The following is a 17,269-nucleotide window of genomic DNA, read 5'->3' as shown; positions in this document are numbered from 1 at the left end:
GGGCGTTTTTTTAGAAAAGGAAGAATAATGAGCCCGGAACGTTTTGCCCGGATAAAAGAAGTCCTCGCCGCCCGCCAGCCGGATTTGACGGTCTGCATGGAAGAGGTCCACAAACCCCAGAACATCTCTGCGGTCATCCGTACCGCGGATGCGGTCGGCGTCCACCAGCTTCATGCCGTGTGGCCAAAAGGCTCCAAAATGCGCACTTTTGGCGGCACTTCTGCCGGTTCCCGCAACTGGATTGATACCGTCATCCACAACTCCACCGACGAGGCCATTGGTGCTCTTCGCAGCCAGGGCATGCAGGTACTGGTCACAAACCTGTGCGAGAGTTCTGTCGATTACCGTGACATTGACTATACCAAGCCCACCGCCATTGTGGTCGGCCAGGAAAAAACCGGTATCAGCGACAAGGCCCTGGCACAGGCTGACCACCATATCGTGATCCCCATGGTTGGCATGGTACAGTCTCTCAACGTTTCAGTAGCAACAGCACTGGTGCTTTATGAAGCGCAGCGCCAACGCCAGATTGCCGGTATGTACCACCGTGAAACCCCGGCACTGGACCCGGAGGAGGTTCACCGCATCCTGTTTGAAGGTGGCCACCCGGTGATGGCAAAAGTAGCGAAACGCAAGGGCCTGCCTTACCCGCCACTGGATGACGAGGGCCAGATTGTTGCAGACCCGTCATGGTGGGATGCCATTCAGTCTGCTTAACGGTAAACTGCAAAGGTATTGTTTTTGTTAGGAGCAGTCATGCGCGGAGCCATGTTAGACGCAGTGCCGGTAACCTCCCTGTCCGGGGTAGGGGCAAAAATGGCAGAAAAGCTGGAAAAAATCGGCCTCAATACCGTGCAGGACCTTCTGTTCCACCTTCCCTACCGCTATGAAGACCGCACCCGGGTCTGGCCGATTGCCGGCGTCCTGCCGGGCCAGCATGCCACCGTGGAAGGGGAAATTTTCTCCAACGAAACCATCTTCGGCAAACGCCGTATGCTGCGGGTAAAGATCCGCGATGCCAGCGGCGTGCTTACCCTGCGTTTTTTCAACTTCAATGCAGCGATGAAAAACAGCCTTGCCAACGGCAAGCGGGTAAAAGCCTACGGCGAAGTCAAAGCCGGGATGGGCGGGCCAGAAATCATCCACCCTGAATACACCGTCTTCTCTGAGCCGACTGAAATCCAGCTCGAAGAAACCCTGACCCCGGTTTACCCAACCACAGAAGGCCTGCGCCAGCTCACTCTTCGCAGCCTGACCGACCAGGCGCTGGTTCTGCTGGAAAGCTGTGCGGTCAAGGAGCTCCTGCCTGAAGGGCTGTACGACCGCCAGATGACGCTGTCTGAGGCCCTGAAAACCCTTCACCGCCCGACACCGGATATTTCCGTTGAACAGCTTGAGCAGGGAAAACATCCGGCACAAAAGCGCCTTATCGTTGAGGAAATGCTGGCCCAGAACCTCTCCATGCTTGCTGTGCGTGACCGCCTGCAACAGGACAAAACCTGGCCCTTGCATGGCACCGGGCAGCTCAAGGAAAAACTGCTGGCAGGCCTGCCGTTCACGCCAACCGGTGCCCAGCAACGGGTGGTTGCTGACATTGAGCGCGACCTTGTCAAAGACACCCCGATGATGCGTCTGGTGCAGGGCGATGTCGGTTCAGGGAAAACCCTGGTCGCTGCACTGGCTGCTATCCGGGCGATAGAGGAAGGTTTCCAGGTTGCCCTGATGGCACCGACAGAAATCCTTGCTGAGCAACACGCCATCAACTTTGCAGGCTGGCTCGAGCCGCTCGGTATCAAGGTCGGCTGGCTGGCCGGCAAGCTAAAGGGCAAGGCCCGCGATGAGGAACTGGCTAAAATCGCCAGCGGCGACGCCCAGATGGTTGTCGGCACCCATGCCCTGTTCCAAAGCCAGGTGGAGTTCGACAAACTTGCCCTGGTGATTATTGACGAGCAGCACCGCTTCGGTGTCCACCAGCGCCTTGAATTGCGGGAAAAAGGAATTAAGCAGGGCTGCCACCCACACCAGCTGATTATGACCGCCACCCCAATCCCTCGCACCCTGGCAATGACCGCCTATGCCGACCTCGACACCTCGGTAATCGACGAACTGCCACCGGGCCGGACACCGATTTCCACCGTTGCTGTCCCCGATACCCGCCGGGATGAAATTGTTTACCGGGTTAAAGCCGCCTGCGAGCAGGGGCGACAGGCATACTGGGTCTGTACCCTGATTGATGAGTCTGAAGTGCTGGAAGCGCAGGCTGCCGCTGATACTGCCGATGACCTGCAACGCGCCCTGCCGGAGCTGAAAATCGGCCTGGTACACGGCCGGATGAAACCGCAGGAGAAGCAGGATGTGATGGGGCGTTTCAAAGCCGGTGAATTGCACCTGCTGGTTGCCACCACGGTGATCGAAGTGGGTGTGGACGTACCTAACGCCAGCCTGATGATTATCGAAAACCCGGAGCGCCTTGGCCTTGCCCAGCTTCACCAGTTGCGTGGCCGTGTCGGACGCGGGTCAGTGGCGAGCCACTGTGTGCTGCTTTACCACGCCCCGCTTTCTAAGACCGCCAGCAAACGCCTTGGCGTGCTGCGTGAAAGCAATGATGGCTTTGTGATTGCCCAGCGCGACCTGGAAATTCGCGGGCCAGGCGAGCTGCTGGGTACCAAGCAGACCGGTATGGTGGAATTCAAGATTGCGGACCTTATCCGAGACCAGCATTTAATCCCGGAAGTGCAGAAACTGGCGCGGTATGTCCATGAGAAATTCCCGGAAAATGCCAAAGCAATTATTGAACGCTGGCTGGGTAACCGGGAACAGTACACAAACGCGTAAGGCGCTGAGCTCACAACTCAATTGCCCTACTCTTCCCACTCCCCCATCACCAGTGCCAGCAGCTCAGATCGCCCCATCCCCAGCTCCTTGGCTTCGGCAATCAGGCTGTGTATTGATGGGGAGATACAGCTGTTGCGCTGCTTCCAGCGTTCCCTTGCCCCATCACGGGCAACCACCATGCCTATTCCCCTCCGGCGCTCAAGCCAGCCGGTTTCCACCAGCATCTGGTAACAGCGGGAGACTGTCATCGGGTTAATCCCGAGGTTCCGGGCCAGGTAACGGACAGAAGGCAGGGACTGGCCGGGTGCCAGCTCGGCGCTTATCATCCGCCGTTGCAGTTGGGAAGCCAGTTGGAGGTATTTCGGGGTAGGATCCTGAGAATGGATGGAAAGTTCCATAGTTGCTCAACCATATCAATCACTTAATACAGTAATAGCACCTTTGGCCAAAATATGCGCACTTATGCATTAAAGTGTGAGTCAAATCAGGCATCCTTGCAAGAAGATGCCTGATTTATTCATTAGCCTTTCAGTCGTTTGATCTGAAAAGGAAGGTTAATTTGAGCTCGCAGGCCACCTTCACTCCGGTTGGAAAAATAGAGTGAACCCTGGTGCTGGTCGACAATGCGTTTCACGATAGCAAGGCCAAGTCCGGTCCCCTCACTGCCACGCGCACTGTCACCCCGGGTAAACGGCTGGAAAACATTGTCCAACTCTTCCGGGGCAATACCCGGCCCATTGTCTTCCACGCAGAACCAGCACTGGGTGCGGTCAACGGTGCAGCCGGAACTGACCTTAATCCAGCCATTGCCGTAACGGATGGCATTCACCACCAGGTTGGTAACCAAACGCTTAACAGCAACTTCATTGGCCATCAGGTAGCCGCACATGTCACCCAAAAGCAGTTCTATCTGGCGGTCATAACCCCCCTCAGCCGCGACCACATCGCTTATCACCGCATTGAGGTCAACTTCGCTCAGGTTCTGGCTTTGGGTGGAACGCAGGTAATCCATAAACTGGCCGATGATCTCATTGCACTCTTCGGTGTCCTTGATAATGCCTTCAGCCAGGTAGCCATCTTCCGGTGACATCATCTCGGTTGCCAGACGGATCCGGGTCAAAGGCGTGCGGATATCGTGGCTGATACCGGCCATCAACAGGGCACGGTCTTCCTCCAACTTCTGGATACCGGTTGCCATCTTGTTGAATGCCTGTGTCACCGAACGGATTTCCGAGCCGCCACGCACCGGCAACGGCGGCGGGTGCTGCCCTTTGCCAACGGAAATCGCCGCCTTCTCAAGCTCTGTCAGGGGTCGGTTCTGGATTTTGATAAACATCCAGCCTCCGGCAATGACCAGCAGGGCAATGATTGCGCTGTAGCCGAAAAGTGGCGCAAACGTCTTGTCCTGCAGCTCAGTCAGTGGGATACGGAGCCAAAGGCCGGGCATGGCTTCAGAGCGCATCCACATCACCCAGCTTTCGCTGCCCCGGCCTACCCGTACCTCAGTTGGCGAACCCAGCTCCCGGCTCATCTCCTCGCTGAGGTAATCAATGATATGGGCATCCTTGTACGCTTCGGTTGTCGGATCGCCTGAAAGGTGCATTGTCATCCCCAACCTTTCCATCAGGCGCTGGCGGAGGGCACGGTCGAGATGGACGATATGCCCGTCGCTCAGGTGGACGTCTTCCGACATCATCAGGCTGACTTCGTAGGAGAGGATCTTGTTGAACTGCTTGAGGCTCGGCAGGATGGCGTAGTTAAAAATAGTGATATACGAAAAAATCTGGCTTGCGATCAGCAAGCCAGTGAACAGGAATACTGTTCGGGCAAAAGTACTGCCCGGTATCAGGCGCATGGATTATTCCTCGCCACCGTCCGGAACAAACACATAGCCCAGCCCCCAGACCGTCTGGATGTAACGCGGACGGCTCGGGTCTTTTTCAATCATACGGCGAAGGCGTGAGATCTGTACGTCAATGGAACGCTCCATGGCGGAATACTCACGGCCACGGGCCATGTTCATCAGCTTGTCGCGGGACATCGGCTCACGCGGATTGGTTACCAGTGCCTTGAGAACCGCGAATTCGCCGGATGTCAGCGGAATAGAGTGGTCATTGTGGAACATCTCGCGGGTACCCAGGTTCAGGCGGAACTCACCGAATTCCACAACCTTGGCATCAGCACTCGGAGCCCCAGGGGCTTCGATGGTCTGACGGCGCAATACGGCACGTACACGGGCCAGCAACTCACGTGGGTTGAACGGCTTGGGCAGGTAGTCATCTGCACCCACTTCAAGGCCGACAATACGATCTATCTCGTCGCCCTTGGCAGTCAGCATGACGATTGGAATCTGGTTATTGGCATTGCGCAGGCGGCGGCAAATCGACAGGCCGTCTTCTCCCGGCAGCATCAGGTCGAGAACCATCAGGTGGAAGTTCTCGCGGGATAACAGACGATCCATCTGTTCAGCATTGGCAACACTGCGTACCTGGAAACCCTGTTCAGTCAGGTAACGCTCCAGCAGGGAACGGAGGCGCATGTCGTCATCAACGACCAGGATCTTATAATTTTCTTGCATGTCTTACCCTTCCGGATCATTCAGCTAAAGGCAATTTACTAACGGTTGGTTAACCTTCTTGGGCAGTTTACCTGCAAATGCCGGCTATCCGAGCATTTCACCGCCAATCGGTGCCGTTTTTTTGTTTCGGTTTGTGTCAGCCTGCAAACGGCTGGTACTGAATTTTGTTGACGTAGTAAAGCTCTTCCCCTGCCGGGGTTCGCACCACGACTTCATCATCCACCGCTTTTTTCAGCAGGGCCCGCGCCAGTGGTGAATCAATACTGATTTTGCCTTCCCTGACATTGAATTCATCCGGCCCGACCAACTGGTAACGGAAGGTTTCCCCTTCCTCGTTTTCCAGTTCCACCCAGGCACCGAAGTACACTTTCCCTTCCTGCTGCGCGTTGTAGTAGACAATCTGCAGTTGCTCAAGGCGCTTCATCAGGAAGCGTACCCGGCGGTCAATTTCCCGCAGGCGCTTCTTACCGTAGATATATTCCGCATTTTCACTACGGTCACCCAGTGCCGCCGCATCTGACACCGCCTGGGTGACAACTGGGCGCTCTTCGTTCCACAGGTATTTCAGCTCCCGGTCCAGCGCTTCCCAGCCTTCACGGGTAATGTAGTTACTCTTCGCCACACAGGGGCTCCGTCTGGTTTCCTCTGCCACAACTTACCCCGCACCAGCGCCCCGCGCAATCGACATTTTTGATAATCCAGTCATGGCTTTTCGTGGATTTTCCAACCGGTTATAGACTTTAAAGCCTGCCGGCCTAAAACCCAGCTCACAGCCTGACATCCCCCGGACTTGCCCCACCCCTGTACCGAGTTAGAATGACGGCTTCACGTTTTTTACAAACAACAAGGATTCCCATGAGCACGAGCATCCATCGTCTCATTGCCGAGGAACTCGGCGTTCGCGAGCAGCAGGTGGTTGCTGCCGTGACATTGCTGGATGACGGCAACACCGTCCCATTTATTGCCCGTTACCGGAAGGAAGTCACCGGTGCCCTCGACGATACCCAACTGCGTAACCTGGAATCCCGTCTCGGGTACCTTCGCGAACTCGAAGACCGCCGGGCTGTCATCCTGCGCTCCATTGAGGAACAGGGTAAGCTGACACCGGAACTGGCTGCGGAAATCAAGTCAGCCGACAGCAAAACCCGCCTTGAAGACCTCTACCTGCCTTACAAGCCCAAACGCCGTACCAAAGGCCAGATTGCGATTGAAGCCGGGCTGGAACCACTGGCTGACCTGCTGTGGGGGGACGCTTCAAACGACCCTGAGTCTGCCGCTGCCGGGTATGTGGATACAGGCAAAGGTGTGGCGGACACCAAGGCTGCCCTCGACGGTGCCCGTGCCATCCTGATGGAGCGTTTTGCAGAAGATGCAGCCCTTTTGGATAAGATCCGCCGTTACCTGCAGCAAAATGCCGAGCTCACTGCCCGTCTGGTTGACGGCAAGGAGCAGGAAGGTGCCAAGTTCAAAGACTACTTCGAGCACAATGAACTGCTGTCAAAAGTCCCTTCACACCGTGCCCTGGCAATGTTCCGTGGCCGCAACGAAGGGGTGCTGCAACTGGCGCTCAATGCCGACCCGGGCCAGGATGCACTTTCAACCGGCTCGCACTGCGAGAACATCATTGCCGGTCATTATGGCGTGAATATCGGCTCAGCCCCGGCTGACCGCTGGCGCAAACAGGTTATCAGCTGGGCATGGCGTATTAAGATCTTAATGCACATGGAAACCGAGTTAATGGGCACCCTGCGTGACCAGGCTGAAAACGCGGCGATTGATGTATTTGCTGACAACCTCAAAGACCTGCTGATGGCTGCCCCAGCAGGCCCCCGTATTACTCTGGGTATCGACCCCGGCCTGCGTACAGGTTGTAAGGTTGCAGTAGTCGACAACACCGGCAAGCTGCTGGATACCTCAACGATCTACCCGACCCCGCCACAGAACCAGATCGCCAAGTCTGCTGCAGTGGTACTGGCACTGATTGAAAAACACAACGTCAACCTGATTGCCATCGGTAATGGCACGGCATCCCGTGAAACCGATGCCTTCGTGGCGGATATGCTCAAGCAGGCCGGGCTGTCAGTCCAGAAAGTCATGGTCAGTGAAGCCGGCGCCTCTGTCTACTCGGCATCAGAGCTGGCAGCAAAAGAATTCCCGCAGTTGGATGTGTCCCTGCGTGGCGCGGTATCCATTGCCCGGCGTCTGCAAGACCCGCTGGCAGAGCTGGTGAAAATCGACCCGAAATCCATCGGTGTCGGCCAGTACCAGCATGATGTCAGCCAGAGCCAGCTGGCACGCAAGCTGGATGCAGTGGTGGAAGACTGCGTAAACGCCGTGGGTGTAGATGTAAACTCCGCCTCCCCGGCACTGCTGACCCGTGTTGCCGGCCTGTCGACCACCATGGCTGAAAACATCGTTATTTTCCGCAATGAAAACGGCCGCTTTGAAGACCGAAAGACCCTGCTGAAAGTGCCACGCCTTGGGCCTAAAGCCTTTGAGCAGTGCGCTGGCTTCCTTCGCGTGATGAACGGGAAGAACCCGCTCGACGGCTCAGCGGTCCACCCGGAAGCCTACCCGGTGGTCAAACGCATTGCGGACAACACCGGCAAGGCTGTGGATGCCATGATCGGCAACCATGATTTCCTGCGTGCATTGAAAGCTGCCGACTATGTCGATGACACCTTCGGCCTTCCAACCGTGACGGATATCCTTGGCGAGCTGGCCAAACCCGGCCGCGACCCTCGCCCTGAGTTCAAGACTGCCACCTTCGCAGAAGGAGTGAATGAGGTGAAGGATCTGGTTCCGGGCATGGTACTGGAAGGTGTGGTCACCAACGTTACCAACTTCGGTGCGTTCGTCGATGTCGGTGTTCACCAGGATGGCCTGGTACATATCTCAGCCCTTTCGGACAAGTTTGTCTCTGACCCTCGCGAAGTGGTAAAAGCCGGTGATGTGGTCAAGGTTAAAGTGATGGAAGTGGATCTGCAGCGTAAGCGTATCGGCATGTCCATGCGCCTGACTGACGAGCCGGGTGCTGACAACAAACCAGCCCGCCAGGAACGCAGCAACAACCGGGGTGAGCGTGGTGACAACCGTCGCAGCGACAGCCAGCGCAACCAGCCAAGAAGGGATAACACCTCCTCAGGCAATGCAATGGGCGGTGCATTTGCAGCAGCCTTTGCCAATGCGAAGAAAGGGCGATAGAGGTACGAGAAGTGAGAAGTGAGAAGTGAGAAGTGAGAAGTGAGAAGTGAGAAATTATGCTTCGGATTCGACGACTTCAATTGCTTTAACTCGCCTCTCGCATCTTATATCTCGCAGCTCATTTTTTAGATAACGATCAGCACTTCCGACGGCATATTGGCGACGGAAGACTGTTGGTAGCGCATCGCCACCACAGACCGGGCTCTTTCCAGATCCCGGTTCTGTTCCAGTTGTTCTTCAACTTCAGGCGGGAGCTTGATTCGCATGGTGTAGCCCTTGTTGTCCGGCATGTTGTAACTGCCGGGAGCCAGGAGGGATTTAAGCCGGTCTATGGCATCTGTACTGTAGCCATAACGCCGTTTGGGAAGATCGTGGTACGTAGGGTGCTCAGCCGGGTCCCAGGAAGGGTTTTGAAGCTGCTTTTCTTCTTCAGTAACCGGTTTTTCAGGTGCATTTTCGTTAAGGGGCTTGGTTGGCAGGATTTTTTCGCGCACGCGATTGTCCCGCGCAACCTGTTCAGTTGGCGGGTTCACCGATGGTGCGACAGTAGGAATACTGACGCTGGCTGGTGACACATTCATATCGATGCCCCTCGGCATCGGTCAAAGGCAGGGAGCTGTGGTTCAGCTCCGCCTCTTGTCAGGCATCCCTGTCCGGCAAATTACACCAATATCGCCAGGATAGTACCTATGGTACCTATGGCGGACAGTGCCTGACCCGCGCTGTAAGCCGGATCATCGTTTTGCTCTACTTGTTCCGGGTGATCCATTCCCAACGCGCCGTAGGCAAAAGACTTCACTTCATCAGTGGTGTCTTTACCTTTGACCTCTGCGGTTTTGTCCTTACCCTCAACCCGTGCAGCATCCTTGGCTACATCTTTCTGCACGTTGGCAAATGCCTGGTTGTCAGCAGATTTGGCTTCTGCATTCGACGAGGCTTTTGCTTGCTGGGCACGCTGCTGAGCTTGAAGCTGAGCCAGCGAATAACCCTGAGAGTATCCCACACTTCCTACATTCATTATGGCCTCTCCTGGTGCCAGAGCAAGTTTCGTGTCTATATTATCGACCGCTTTCGCGGATTATTTAGTCGAAATATAGATTTTTCCTGATTAAATGATGTAATCATTTACCCGGCAGATACTTGCCTGTCCAACATTGACGTCAATGACGCCTGAACCGGCGGAGTCAGAGCAGAAACTCTTTCACAGCCTCAACGAACGCTTCAGATTCGGATATAAACGGGGCATGTGATGACTGGGCAAAGACTTGCCGCCCACTGGCGGGGGCATGTTTATCCAGGGCATCAGCAACCTTGACCGGCACCAGGCCGTCTAGGCGGCCGTAGAGTCGCAACCAGGGGACGGTAATTTCTTCCAGCCTATGGCGCAAATCCACATCAGCCAGCATTTTCAGGCCATTCAACAGAGCCTCCGGGTGAGGTTCAGGGCGGGAAAAAACTGCCTGCTTTAACCATTTAATATCCTGCTTGGCTGACAGGCTTCCCATGGCCTGCAGTGCCATAAAGCGTTCCACTGTGGCTGTGAAATCTTCCCTCAGCTGGTCGGTGAATGCTTCCAGTACCTGAGGTTTGATTCCCCGCCATCCATCAGCAGCGGCGAACTTGGGAGAGCTGGCAACGGTCACCAGGTGGCTCAGTCTTTCCGGCGCTGTCAGCGCCGCCTGTTTTGCCACAAGGCCGCCTAAAGACCACCCCAACCATGCTGCATGCTGTGGAGATTCTTCAAGCAACTGCTGTGCCATTTCCTCTACAGTGACTGCAACTCTATGATTACTCAGCCCATATCCGGGTAAATCAACCACGTGGACACAAAAATTGCGGGCAAGTGACGGCAACACCTGTTGCCATACTGCCCCATTCATTCCCCAACCGTGAATGAGAACCAGATCGGAACCCTCTCCCTCGGTATGCCAGTGAAGCTTTTTGGTCATCTATACTGCCTGTTCATTCCATTCGCCCGGGACGGACATTGCACTTTCTTAACCGTATCTTTAGCAGGCTGCCGGCCGGTTGTCAGCTTTGCCATCATCCTCTTGCCGGGTCAGAACACATTTGGTGCCAGCCATGCCGCGACAGTATACCCCGCCACCCTCGTTGTGACTGGTGTGGCCTCCCTACCCCTTACCCAATGGAAGTATGCGGACGCTGCCTGCGTGATCCCCCGGCCTGGGACAGCCTTACCTGTGTCAGCGATTACAGCTTTCCGTTAAACACTCTGGTACACCAGTTAAAGTACCGGGGACGCCACTGGTACGCAGCACTGGCAGCGGCTGAACTGGCGGCAAACATTCGCAATCCGGCGCCCATACTTGTCCCTGTCCCGATGCACTGGAAACGCAGGCTTTCCCGCCGTTATAACCACAGCACCCTGTTGGCGCAGGCGTTGGCGAGGACGATTGGGAGCAAAGTCGAAACCGGTTTAATTGAGCGCTCCGCCTACCGGCCCCGGCAACAGAAACTGGATCGGAAAATGCGCCTTAAAAGCCCATCGGGAAGCTTTGAGATTGGCGCGGAGGTAACTACCGGGCATATCGGGATTGTTGACGATGTGGTTACCACAGGGACAACAGTTGCCACCATCGCCAGGCTCTTGAAAAAGCAGCACAATACCCGAGTGGATATCTATTGTATTTGTCGCACGCCCTGAACAAGTTTTCACCGTTTGACGGCGGGGAGTGCTCAATTAATCCGCAGTCAGCCGGAAGTGTGCGTCAGTTAATAGCCCTAATTTAAATGGGATGATAGTAAAAGCAACTCGGAGTACACTGTATAAATCATAGTAATTAACTCAGGTATCAGGTCGTGTCACAAATTCAAATTTCTGAGAATGCTCAATCACATTTTGCCAAGTTGCTGGCTCAGCAGCCTGAAGGCACCAATATCCGGGTTTTCGTGGTGAACCCAGGTACTCAGAATGCTGAGTGTGGTGTCTCTTACTGCCCACCGGAAGCAGTGGAAGCCAACGACCAGGAATACAAATTCGAAGGCTTTTCTGCCTTTGTTGATGAAGTCAGCCTGCCTTTCCTTGAAGATGCAGAAATCGACTTTGTTACCGACAAAATGGGTTCGCAACTGACCCTGAAGGCACCTAATGCAAAAATGCGCAAGGTAGCCGATGACGCTTCGCTTATTGAGCGTGTTGATTACGTAATCCAGACCCAGGTTAACCCACAGCTCGCCAGCCACGGTGGCCATGTGAAGGTAATGGAAATTACTGAAGACGGTATCGCGGTTGTGCAGTTTGGCGGCGGCTGTAACGGTTGTTCGATGGTAGACGTTACCCTGAAGGAAGGTATCGAGAAGCAGCTCCTGGCCGAATTTGTCGGCGAGCTGACGGCGGTACGTGACGTGACGGAACACGCCCGCGGCGACCACTCTTACTACTGATTGGTCTCGCAAGAAATTGTGTTGGACGCGCCCTTCCTAGTCGTCCAACCCAGGGTAAACGCCCCGCATAGCGGGGCGTTTGTCTGTCCGGGATCCAAGTCCCCCAAACGGAGGATAATCAGAAAGACAGGAAACACCCCTTCCGCCACTGGTGCCAAAGTACTACAGCCAGGGCGATACCGCGCAGTGCCATAAAAGACAACATACCCGCCCACAACGCATGGTTACCAAACCCGGACAAGAGATACCAAATACCAAAAAAGCCCAGCATGGCTACCAGCATGGTATTCCTCATTTCCCGCCCTTTGGTGGCACCGATAAAAATACCGTCGAGCAGGAAACACCACATAGCCACCAGCGGCATCAGTGCAAGCCACGGCAGGTAAACCGCAGCCGTAGCCCGGACGGTTTCAATATCAGAGATAAGGGAAATAATGGGCGTACCAAAGCCGAAGAACACCCCGGTCATTACGAGGGAAATCACCAGGCTCCAGAATGTCGTGGTAACCAGCGCACCGGCCAGCTCCTCCCGGTCTTTGGCACCTATGGCCTTGCCCACCAATGCTTCCATCGCATAGGCAAAACCGTCCATGCCGTAGGACACCAGCATCAGGAAGCTCATCAGCACCGCATTGGCTGCTACCACGTTGTCTCCGAGGGTTGCCCCCTGAAACGTCATAAAGGTAAATACCATCTGCAGGCAAAGGCTCCTGAGGAAAATATCCCGGTTCAGGCGCAGCAGTCGGCCAATGCCTTCCCGCACTGTATTTACCCAATCAGACACTATGGGCAACAGGTTTTCTCGCCAGGTAGCCCGGACAAACCAAAGCCCCAGCGCACTGCCGCTGTAATCGGCAATCACTGACGCCGCTGCCGCCCCCTGCACTTTCCAACCCAGCCCCAGGACAAAAAACACATCCAGTACAATATTGACCAGGTTAACGCATATCAGCAGCGCCATGGGCTTGCGGGCATTCTGGCACCCAAGCAGCCAGCCCATAATCACCAGGTTCAAAAGTGCCGCCGGTGCACTCCATATACGGATGGTGAAATATTCGCGGGCGTAGAATTTCACCTCTTCGCTGGCACTGCTGAAGTGGAATACCACCTCTGCAAGTGGCCGGTGCAGGATAAGCAGCAACAGTGCAAGCCCCATCGCCAGCGCCGCCCCCTGCACAAAAACCCCGGAAAGTACCTGCTTCTCGCCTGAACCGTATGCCTGGGCGCTCAACCCTGTCGTTGCCATCCGCAAAAAGCCCAACAGCCAGAACGTCACGCTGATCATGGTACCGCCTACCGCTACCCCTCCCAGATACCAGGCGTGTTCCAGGTGGCCAATGACGGCAGCATCCACCAGCCCGAGCAGTGGGACGGTGATATTTGAAAGCACCATGGGGATTGCCAGGGTAAAAACCTGACGGTGCAGGCGCGGGTTGTTCAGGGCTGAGAGCATAGTGACATCCGGGATAAGTAAACCAGAGCCAGTGTAGCGGTTTACATCGCAGCGCTCACCTTTGAAATACCGGATGATTTCTGGACAGAAAAGGTTTCTGGTATGCTTTGGCCTTCTCCAATTGAGGAAGTTAATGACAATGAAAAAAGCCTTCGCACTGGCAGCAATGGTTCTAAGCCTTGCCGCCTGCAGTAAAGTGACCAAAGAAAACTACGACAAACTTGAAGTGGGCATGCCATACAACGATGTGGTGTCACTGATTGGCAAACCGGACAAATGTGATGATACGTTGGGTGTAACCAACTGTATCTGGGGTGACAATGCCAAGCACATCAAGGTCGCCTTTGTTGCGGACAAGGCGACCATTTACAGTGGTAAAGGTATCAACTGATCTTTTTGTCGGTCAGGCCGCCAGTACCGTGGCGGCATGATCGGCCAGCAGCACCACAAACAACCCGAAAATATGCCAGATGGAGTATTTAAAGGTATCCCACGCCAGCCCTTTCCTATCATGGAATTTAAGCCTTAGCGCATAAGCGACAAAACCCAGGTTCAGAGCCAGGCTGCCAAGCAGGTAAACCATCCCGCTCATCCCGGCCAGCCACGGCAAAATCCCCACCGCTACCAGCAATACGGTGTAAAGCAGCATCATGGTCTTGGTGTATTCAACCCCATGGGTTACCGGCAGCATAGGTACACCGGCTTTGGCGTAATCTTTCTTACGGTGAATTGCCAACGCCCAGAAATGCGGTGGCGTCCAGGTAAAAATCAACATGACCAGTAAAAGGGCGTGGGGATGGAGCTCCCCGGTTACCGCCGTCCAGCCCAGCAAGGGCGGCATGGCTCCGGCGAGCCCGCCAATCACAATATTCTGCGGCGTGGCATGTTTGAGCCAAACGGTATAAACCAGTGCGTAGCCGATCAGGCTGGCGAAAGTCAGCATGGCAGTGAGAACATTCAGGTAAGTCAGCAGGCCAAACCCTGCGACAGCCAGCACTGTGCCAAAAACCAGTGCCTTGACGTTGTCTACCCGGCCCTTGGCGACCGGACGGTTCTGGGTGCGCTGCATTTGCTGGTCAATGCGCTGGTCGAGCACATGGTTAAAAACTGCTGCCCCAGCAGACTGCATCCCAATCCCCAACAACCCAAGGATCACCGGAACGGCGGGGGGGATACCCGGCACCGCAAGGCACATCCCGACCAGTGCAGTCAGAAGCAGCATAGCGACCACTTTGGGTTTGGTCAGTTCCAGGTAGTCACGCCAACCGGCTTTTTCCGCCGATACCGCGATAAGGCTGTTAGCTCTCGCCATAATTAATCCTCCCTGTGACCCAATCGGATGCTGGCAGCCAGAGACGCCAGTTCACCGCAACAACGCATTGTAGAAGTAAAAGCCCACCCAGGTTGTGGGCCACAGCAACGGACAGCGGCAAATACGCCACCACGTTGGTCACCCCGAGGGCAATCTGCAGTGCCAGCACGGCCCCCAGCCCCAGCCCCCACCGCACACCGAGTTTCATCGCACTGGCAACCGCCAGCATCATAACCAGCGCAGAAACGACAATGGCACCGATCCGGTGAGTGACGTGAATGGTGACCCGCTGGTCAAAATTAAGCACCCCAAACTGGTAGGTATCATTTTTCGGGCTGATGGGGTGGAACGCGGACGCGTCATATTTTTCCACCCAATCCACCTCACAAACAGGAAGCTGGGTACAGACCACTGCGGCATAGTTGGAAGATGTCCAGCCGCCAAGTGCAATTTGAAGCGTCACGGCAACCAGGCCAGCAGCGGCCAGCGCCCGGAGCGCACTCCCGGCCTCTGCCGCAGGCAAGGTAGGGAAATAGAGTTTCAATGCCAGCAGCACCAACAGGGTGACCGTGGCAAACCCGCCCAGGAGGTGTCCCATCACCACCAACGGCATCAGGTTCATCGTCACCGTCCACATCCCCAGCAGAGCCTGGAATATAACGGTGCCGAGCAGCAGTGACGGCAACAGTTTGGGACGCTCAGCCCGCCGGAATGACAATAAGGCGATGGCGGCGATTAGCAAGCCAAGAGTGCCAGCCACATACCTGTGGATCATCTCATTCCAGGCTTTTTGTGGCTCCAGTGGCACGTGGGGAAAAGCCTCAGACGCCACGGCCTGCTGGGCTTCGGTTTGCGGCACGGTCATAAAACCGTAGCAGCCCGGCCAGTCAGGGCACCCCAATCCCGCTTCTGTAAGCCGGGTAAACGCGCCCAGCCCTACCACAACCAGTGACAGCAGCAGCGTCACAACAACGGTTCCCCGGTAAATGCGCTCTCCCATAAGCGTTATCCTATCCGTGACAGCTTCATCAGTTTTTTAAGATCCTTGAGCAGGCCCTTACCCTGCTCTACCTGCTTCACTTCCTCTTCCGGCACGGGATATTCCAGAATGACATTGCCCATTGGGTCGGCCAGGAAAATGGTTTCATTCGCCCCCGGCTGCACCGCAAGCTCCCGGGAGGTTGGGTTTGCCGTCAAGGACCGCTCATCAAGGACAATGCTGATGACCCTGTCCTGCTCGGGCCCCACTGCCTGCGGGATTTGCTTTAACTGGAATAATGCAGCCTCGCAGCGCTCACCACAGTCATCCGGCTTGATATAAACCAGACGCCACATGCCAGGTTTAGCAAGCCACTGGGCCTCAAGGGGAGGTTCGAGAAGCATGCCGTAATTGGTGGAGCCTCCCTCATACCAGTTGTTCACCAGTACAAGTTTGGCAGCGACAACCGGCAGGCCAAAAACCGCCATCAGGGCCAGGAATGTCCGTTTACCTTTCATGAGCTCCTCCTTCGCCACCAAACACCCCACATCACTGCCACAGCAAACGCCAGCGTAAACCACTGCACCGCATAGGCATGATGTTTTTCAGGCCTCATCACCACCGGCTGCCACGTTGCAACCAATCCGTTTGGCGCCATCAGGTTTTTGTTGTCCAAACCGCCACCAAGAAAAGTGGCATGCAGTACCCACGGCATAACCGCCAGGCCGGTTTGCTGCCTGACCAGCTCAGGTTCAATCGCCTGCACCCGCCATGGCCAGGTGCCGGAAAAGCTGTCTGCATCCAGCACCAAAGTCCGGGTTGGCTCGGCTGCCGTACCCTTCACGGTTGCCACCTCGGAAAGACCCGGTACCGGTGGCAGGTCGCTCCGCAGGGCAGGCGCTGCCAGCCAGCCTACATCTACCAGTACGGTGTGCTCACCACTGGTAAAAGGCAGGTACAACTGGTAGCCAACGCGGCCTTTGTGGGTCTGGTTATCAAGAAAAAAGGCATGGCCGAGGTCAAAACTGCCGGTCAGCTCGAAAGACTGGCCGGAAACCGGGGTATCGGCAGAGAGCCCGGCTACGACGGTTTGCTGCGATGCAGCATGCTGGGAAAGGATATCGGCTTTTTCATCCGCCCTGGAGAGTTGCCAGAAACCCAGCTTGACCAGAACGGCAATCAGAATCAGAGTAAAAAGAGTGAAACTCAGGGCAACCGAGTGAGGCACAGCCGCTCCGGCCTGATGATTCCCCGCCACGGATTGGGACTGAGGAGGGTCTATGTGGTTGAAAGCACTGCTTGTATGCTTACTTATTTTCATCGTGCTTAACCTCTTTCGCGCACTTCCCGTTATGCTGAAGGGAAAGTCAGATGTTCCCATGTCCCGCTACCTGGGCAGGCGGGTTATGTTCTCGGTACTGGTTTTCATCCTTCTTTTGATCGGCCTCGCCACCGGAATTATCGAACCCAATCAGAGGCCGTACTGATTACAAGAATTGAGCC

General features: G+C 55.5%; 19 protein-coding genes. 7 read left to right on the top strand and 12 right to left on the bottom strand.

Annotation, left to right across the window (positions count from 1 at the left end):
• The first annotated feature begins 27 nt into the window (after window positions 1-27).
• Together trmH and recG are read left to right on the top strand one after the other, a co-directional pair.
• The gene (gene trmH, locus NF212_RS00545; protein ID WP_434357900.1) at window positions 28-717 is read left to right on the top strand and encodes a tRNA (guanosine(18)-2'-O)-methyltransferase TrmH; all 690 of its coding nucleotides are present in this window, start codon (window positions 28-30) and stop codon (window positions 715-717) included.
• Window positions 718-756: 39 nt separating this feature from the next.
• Window positions 757-2,835, top strand: a complete 2,079-nt coding sequence (gene recG / locus NF212_RS00540; RefSeq protein ID WP_434357898.1) for an ATP-dependent DNA helicase RecG — start codon at window positions 757-759, stop codon at window positions 2,833-2,835.
• Window positions 2,836-2,861: 26 nt separating this feature from the next.
• Here recG and NF212_RS00535 read toward each other — a convergent pair whose 3' ends face one another.
• The 4 genes from NF212_RS00535 to greB all read right to left on the bottom strand — a co-directional run bounded on the left by NF212_RS00535 (window position 2,862) and on the right by greB (window position 6,035).
• Window positions 2,862-3,233, bottom strand: a complete 372-nt coding sequence (locus tag NF212_RS00535) for a GntR family transcriptional regulator (RefSeq protein ID WP_434357896.1) — start codon at window positions 3,231-3,233, stop codon at window positions 2,862-2,864.
• Between the two features lie 122 nt (window positions 3,234-3,355).
• Window positions 3,356-4,690 carry a two-component system sensor histidine kinase EnvZ gene (gene envZ / locus NF212_RS00530; protein WP_434357894.1) on the bottom strand — a complete coding sequence of 445 codons (1,335 nt, stop codon included), beginning with the start codon at window positions 4,688-4,690 and terminating at the stop codon, window positions 3,356-3,358.
• Between the two features lie 3 nt (window positions 4,691-4,693).
• Entirely contained in the window at window positions 4,694-5,413 is a 720-nt protein-coding gene (gene ompR, locus NF212_RS00525; RefSeq protein ID WP_434357892.1) for an osmolarity response regulator transcription factor OmpR, read from the bottom strand.
• 136 nt (window positions 5,414-5,549) lie between these two features.
• Window positions 5,550-6,035 carry a transcription elongation factor GreB gene (greB, locus tag NF212_RS00520; RefSeq protein WP_434357890.1) on the bottom strand — a complete coding sequence of 162 codons (486 nt, stop codon included), beginning with the start codon at window positions 6,033-6,035 and terminating at the stop codon, window positions 5,550-5,552.
• A 233-nt stretch (window positions 6,036-6,268) separates the two neighbouring features.
• Between greB and NF212_RS00515 the strand changes: the two genes are divergently transcribed.
• Window positions 6,269-8,617 carry a Tex family protein gene (locus NF212_RS00515; protein ID WP_434357888.1) on the top strand — a complete coding sequence of 783 codons (2,349 nt, stop codon included), beginning with the start codon at window positions 6,269-6,271 and terminating at the stop codon, window positions 8,615-8,617.
• Between the two features lie 125 nt (window positions 8,618-8,742).
• Here NF212_RS00515 and NF212_RS00510 read toward each other — a convergent pair whose 3' ends face one another.
• The 3 genes from NF212_RS00510 to bioH all read right to left on the bottom strand — a co-directional run bounded on the left by NF212_RS00510 (window position 8,743) and on the right by bioH (window position 10,566).
• Window positions 8,743-9,198, bottom strand: a complete 456-nt coding sequence (locus NF212_RS00510) for an ATP-dependent Lon protease (RefSeq protein WP_434357886.1) — start codon at window positions 9,196-9,198, stop codon at window positions 8,743-8,745.
• Between the two features lie 80 nt (window positions 9,199-9,278).
• Window positions 9,279-9,635 (bottom strand): hypothetical protein, encoded by a 357-nt coding sequence (locus NF212_RS00505; protein ID WP_434357884.1) that lies wholly within the window; start codon window positions 9,633-9,635, stop codon window positions 9,279-9,281.
• 166 nt (window positions 9,636-9,801) lie between these two features.
• On the bottom strand, window positions 9,802-10,566 hold the full coding sequence (bioH, locus tag NF212_RS00500) for a pimeloyl-ACP methyl ester esterase BioH (protein ID WP_434357882.1): 765 nt from the start codon (window positions 10,564-10,566) through the stop codon (window positions 9,802-9,804).
• Between the two features lie 38 nt (window positions 10,567-10,604).
• Here bioH and NF212_RS00495 point away from each other — a divergent pair, with 38 nt between their 5' ends.
• Entirely contained in the window at window positions 10,605-11,282 is a 678-nt protein-coding gene (locus NF212_RS00495; protein ID WP_434357880.1) for a phosphoribosyltransferase family protein, read from the top strand.
• Window positions 11,283-11,437: 155 nt separating this feature from the next.
• Window positions 11,438-12,022, top strand: a complete 585-nt coding sequence (gene nfuA / locus NF212_RS00490; protein ID WP_434357878.1) for a Fe-S biogenesis protein NfuA — start codon at window positions 11,438-11,440, stop codon at window positions 12,020-12,022.
• Window positions 12,023-12,140: 118 nt separating this feature from the next.
• Here nfuA and dinF read toward each other — a convergent pair whose 3' ends face one another.
• Window positions 12,141-13,475 (bottom strand): MATE family efflux transporter DinF, encoded by a 1,335-nt coding sequence (dinF, locus tag NF212_RS00485; RefSeq protein WP_434357876.1) that lies wholly within the window; start codon window positions 13,473-13,475, stop codon window positions 12,141-12,143.
• Between the two features lie 139 nt (window positions 13,476-13,614).
• Between dinF and NF212_RS00480 the strand changes: the two genes are divergently transcribed.
• Entirely contained in the window at window positions 13,615-13,866 is a 252-nt protein-coding gene (locus tag NF212_RS00480; protein WP_434357874.1) for a hypothetical protein, read from the top strand.
• Window positions 13,867-13,878: 12 nt separating this feature from the next.
• On the opposite strand, the gene cyoE is transcribed toward NF212_RS00480, so the two are convergent.
• Genes cyoE through NF212_RS00460 form a run of 4 tightly spaced genes read right to left on the bottom strand, consistent with a single transcriptional unit; the run spans window position 13,879 to window position 17,087 of the window.
• Entirely contained in the window at window positions 13,879-14,787 is a 909-nt protein-coding gene (cyoE, locus tag NF212_RS00475; RefSeq protein ID WP_434357872.1) for a heme o synthase, read from the bottom strand.
• Window positions 14,774-15,787 carry a COX15/CtaA family protein gene (locus tag NF212_RS00470; RefSeq protein WP_434357870.1) on the bottom strand — a complete coding sequence of 338 codons (1,014 nt, stop codon included), beginning with the start codon at window positions 15,785-15,787 and terminating at the stop codon, window positions 14,774-14,776. The genes cyoE and NF212_RS00470 overlap by 14 nt, the downstream gene beginning before the upstream one ends.
• 5 nt (window positions 15,788-15,792) lie before the next feature.
• Complete coding sequence (locus NF212_RS00465) at window positions 15,793-16,284, bottom strand: hypothetical protein (protein WP_434357868.1); 492 nt, start codon at window positions 16,282-16,284, stop codon at window positions 15,793-15,795.
• A complete protein-coding gene (locus tag NF212_RS00460) occupies window positions 16,281-17,087 on the bottom strand; it encodes an SURF1 family protein (protein ID WP_434357866.1) in 807 nt (268 codons plus the stop codon). Before NF212_RS00460 ends, NF212_RS00465 begins: the two co-directional genes overlap by 4 nt.
• Between NF212_RS00460 and NF212_RS00455 the strand changes: the two genes are divergently transcribed.
• Window positions 17,047-17,253, top strand: a complete 207-nt coding sequence (locus NF212_RS00455) for a DUF2909 domain-containing protein (RefSeq protein WP_434357864.1) — start codon at window positions 17,047-17,049, stop codon at window positions 17,251-17,253. The genes NF212_RS00460 and NF212_RS00455 overlap by 41 nt on opposite strands.
• Window positions 17,254-17,269: the final 16 nt, after the last annotated feature.

The organism is Parasalinivibrio latis (assembly GCF_036825535.1).
In the GTDB taxonomy this organism is placed as follows: Bacteria; Pseudomonadota; Gammaproteobacteria; order Enterobacterales; family Vibrionaceae; genus Parasalinivibrio; species Parasalinivibrio latis.
The sequence above is the reverse complement of the archived record's forward strand: the minus strand, read 5'-3'. Positions and strand labels throughout refer to the sequence as shown.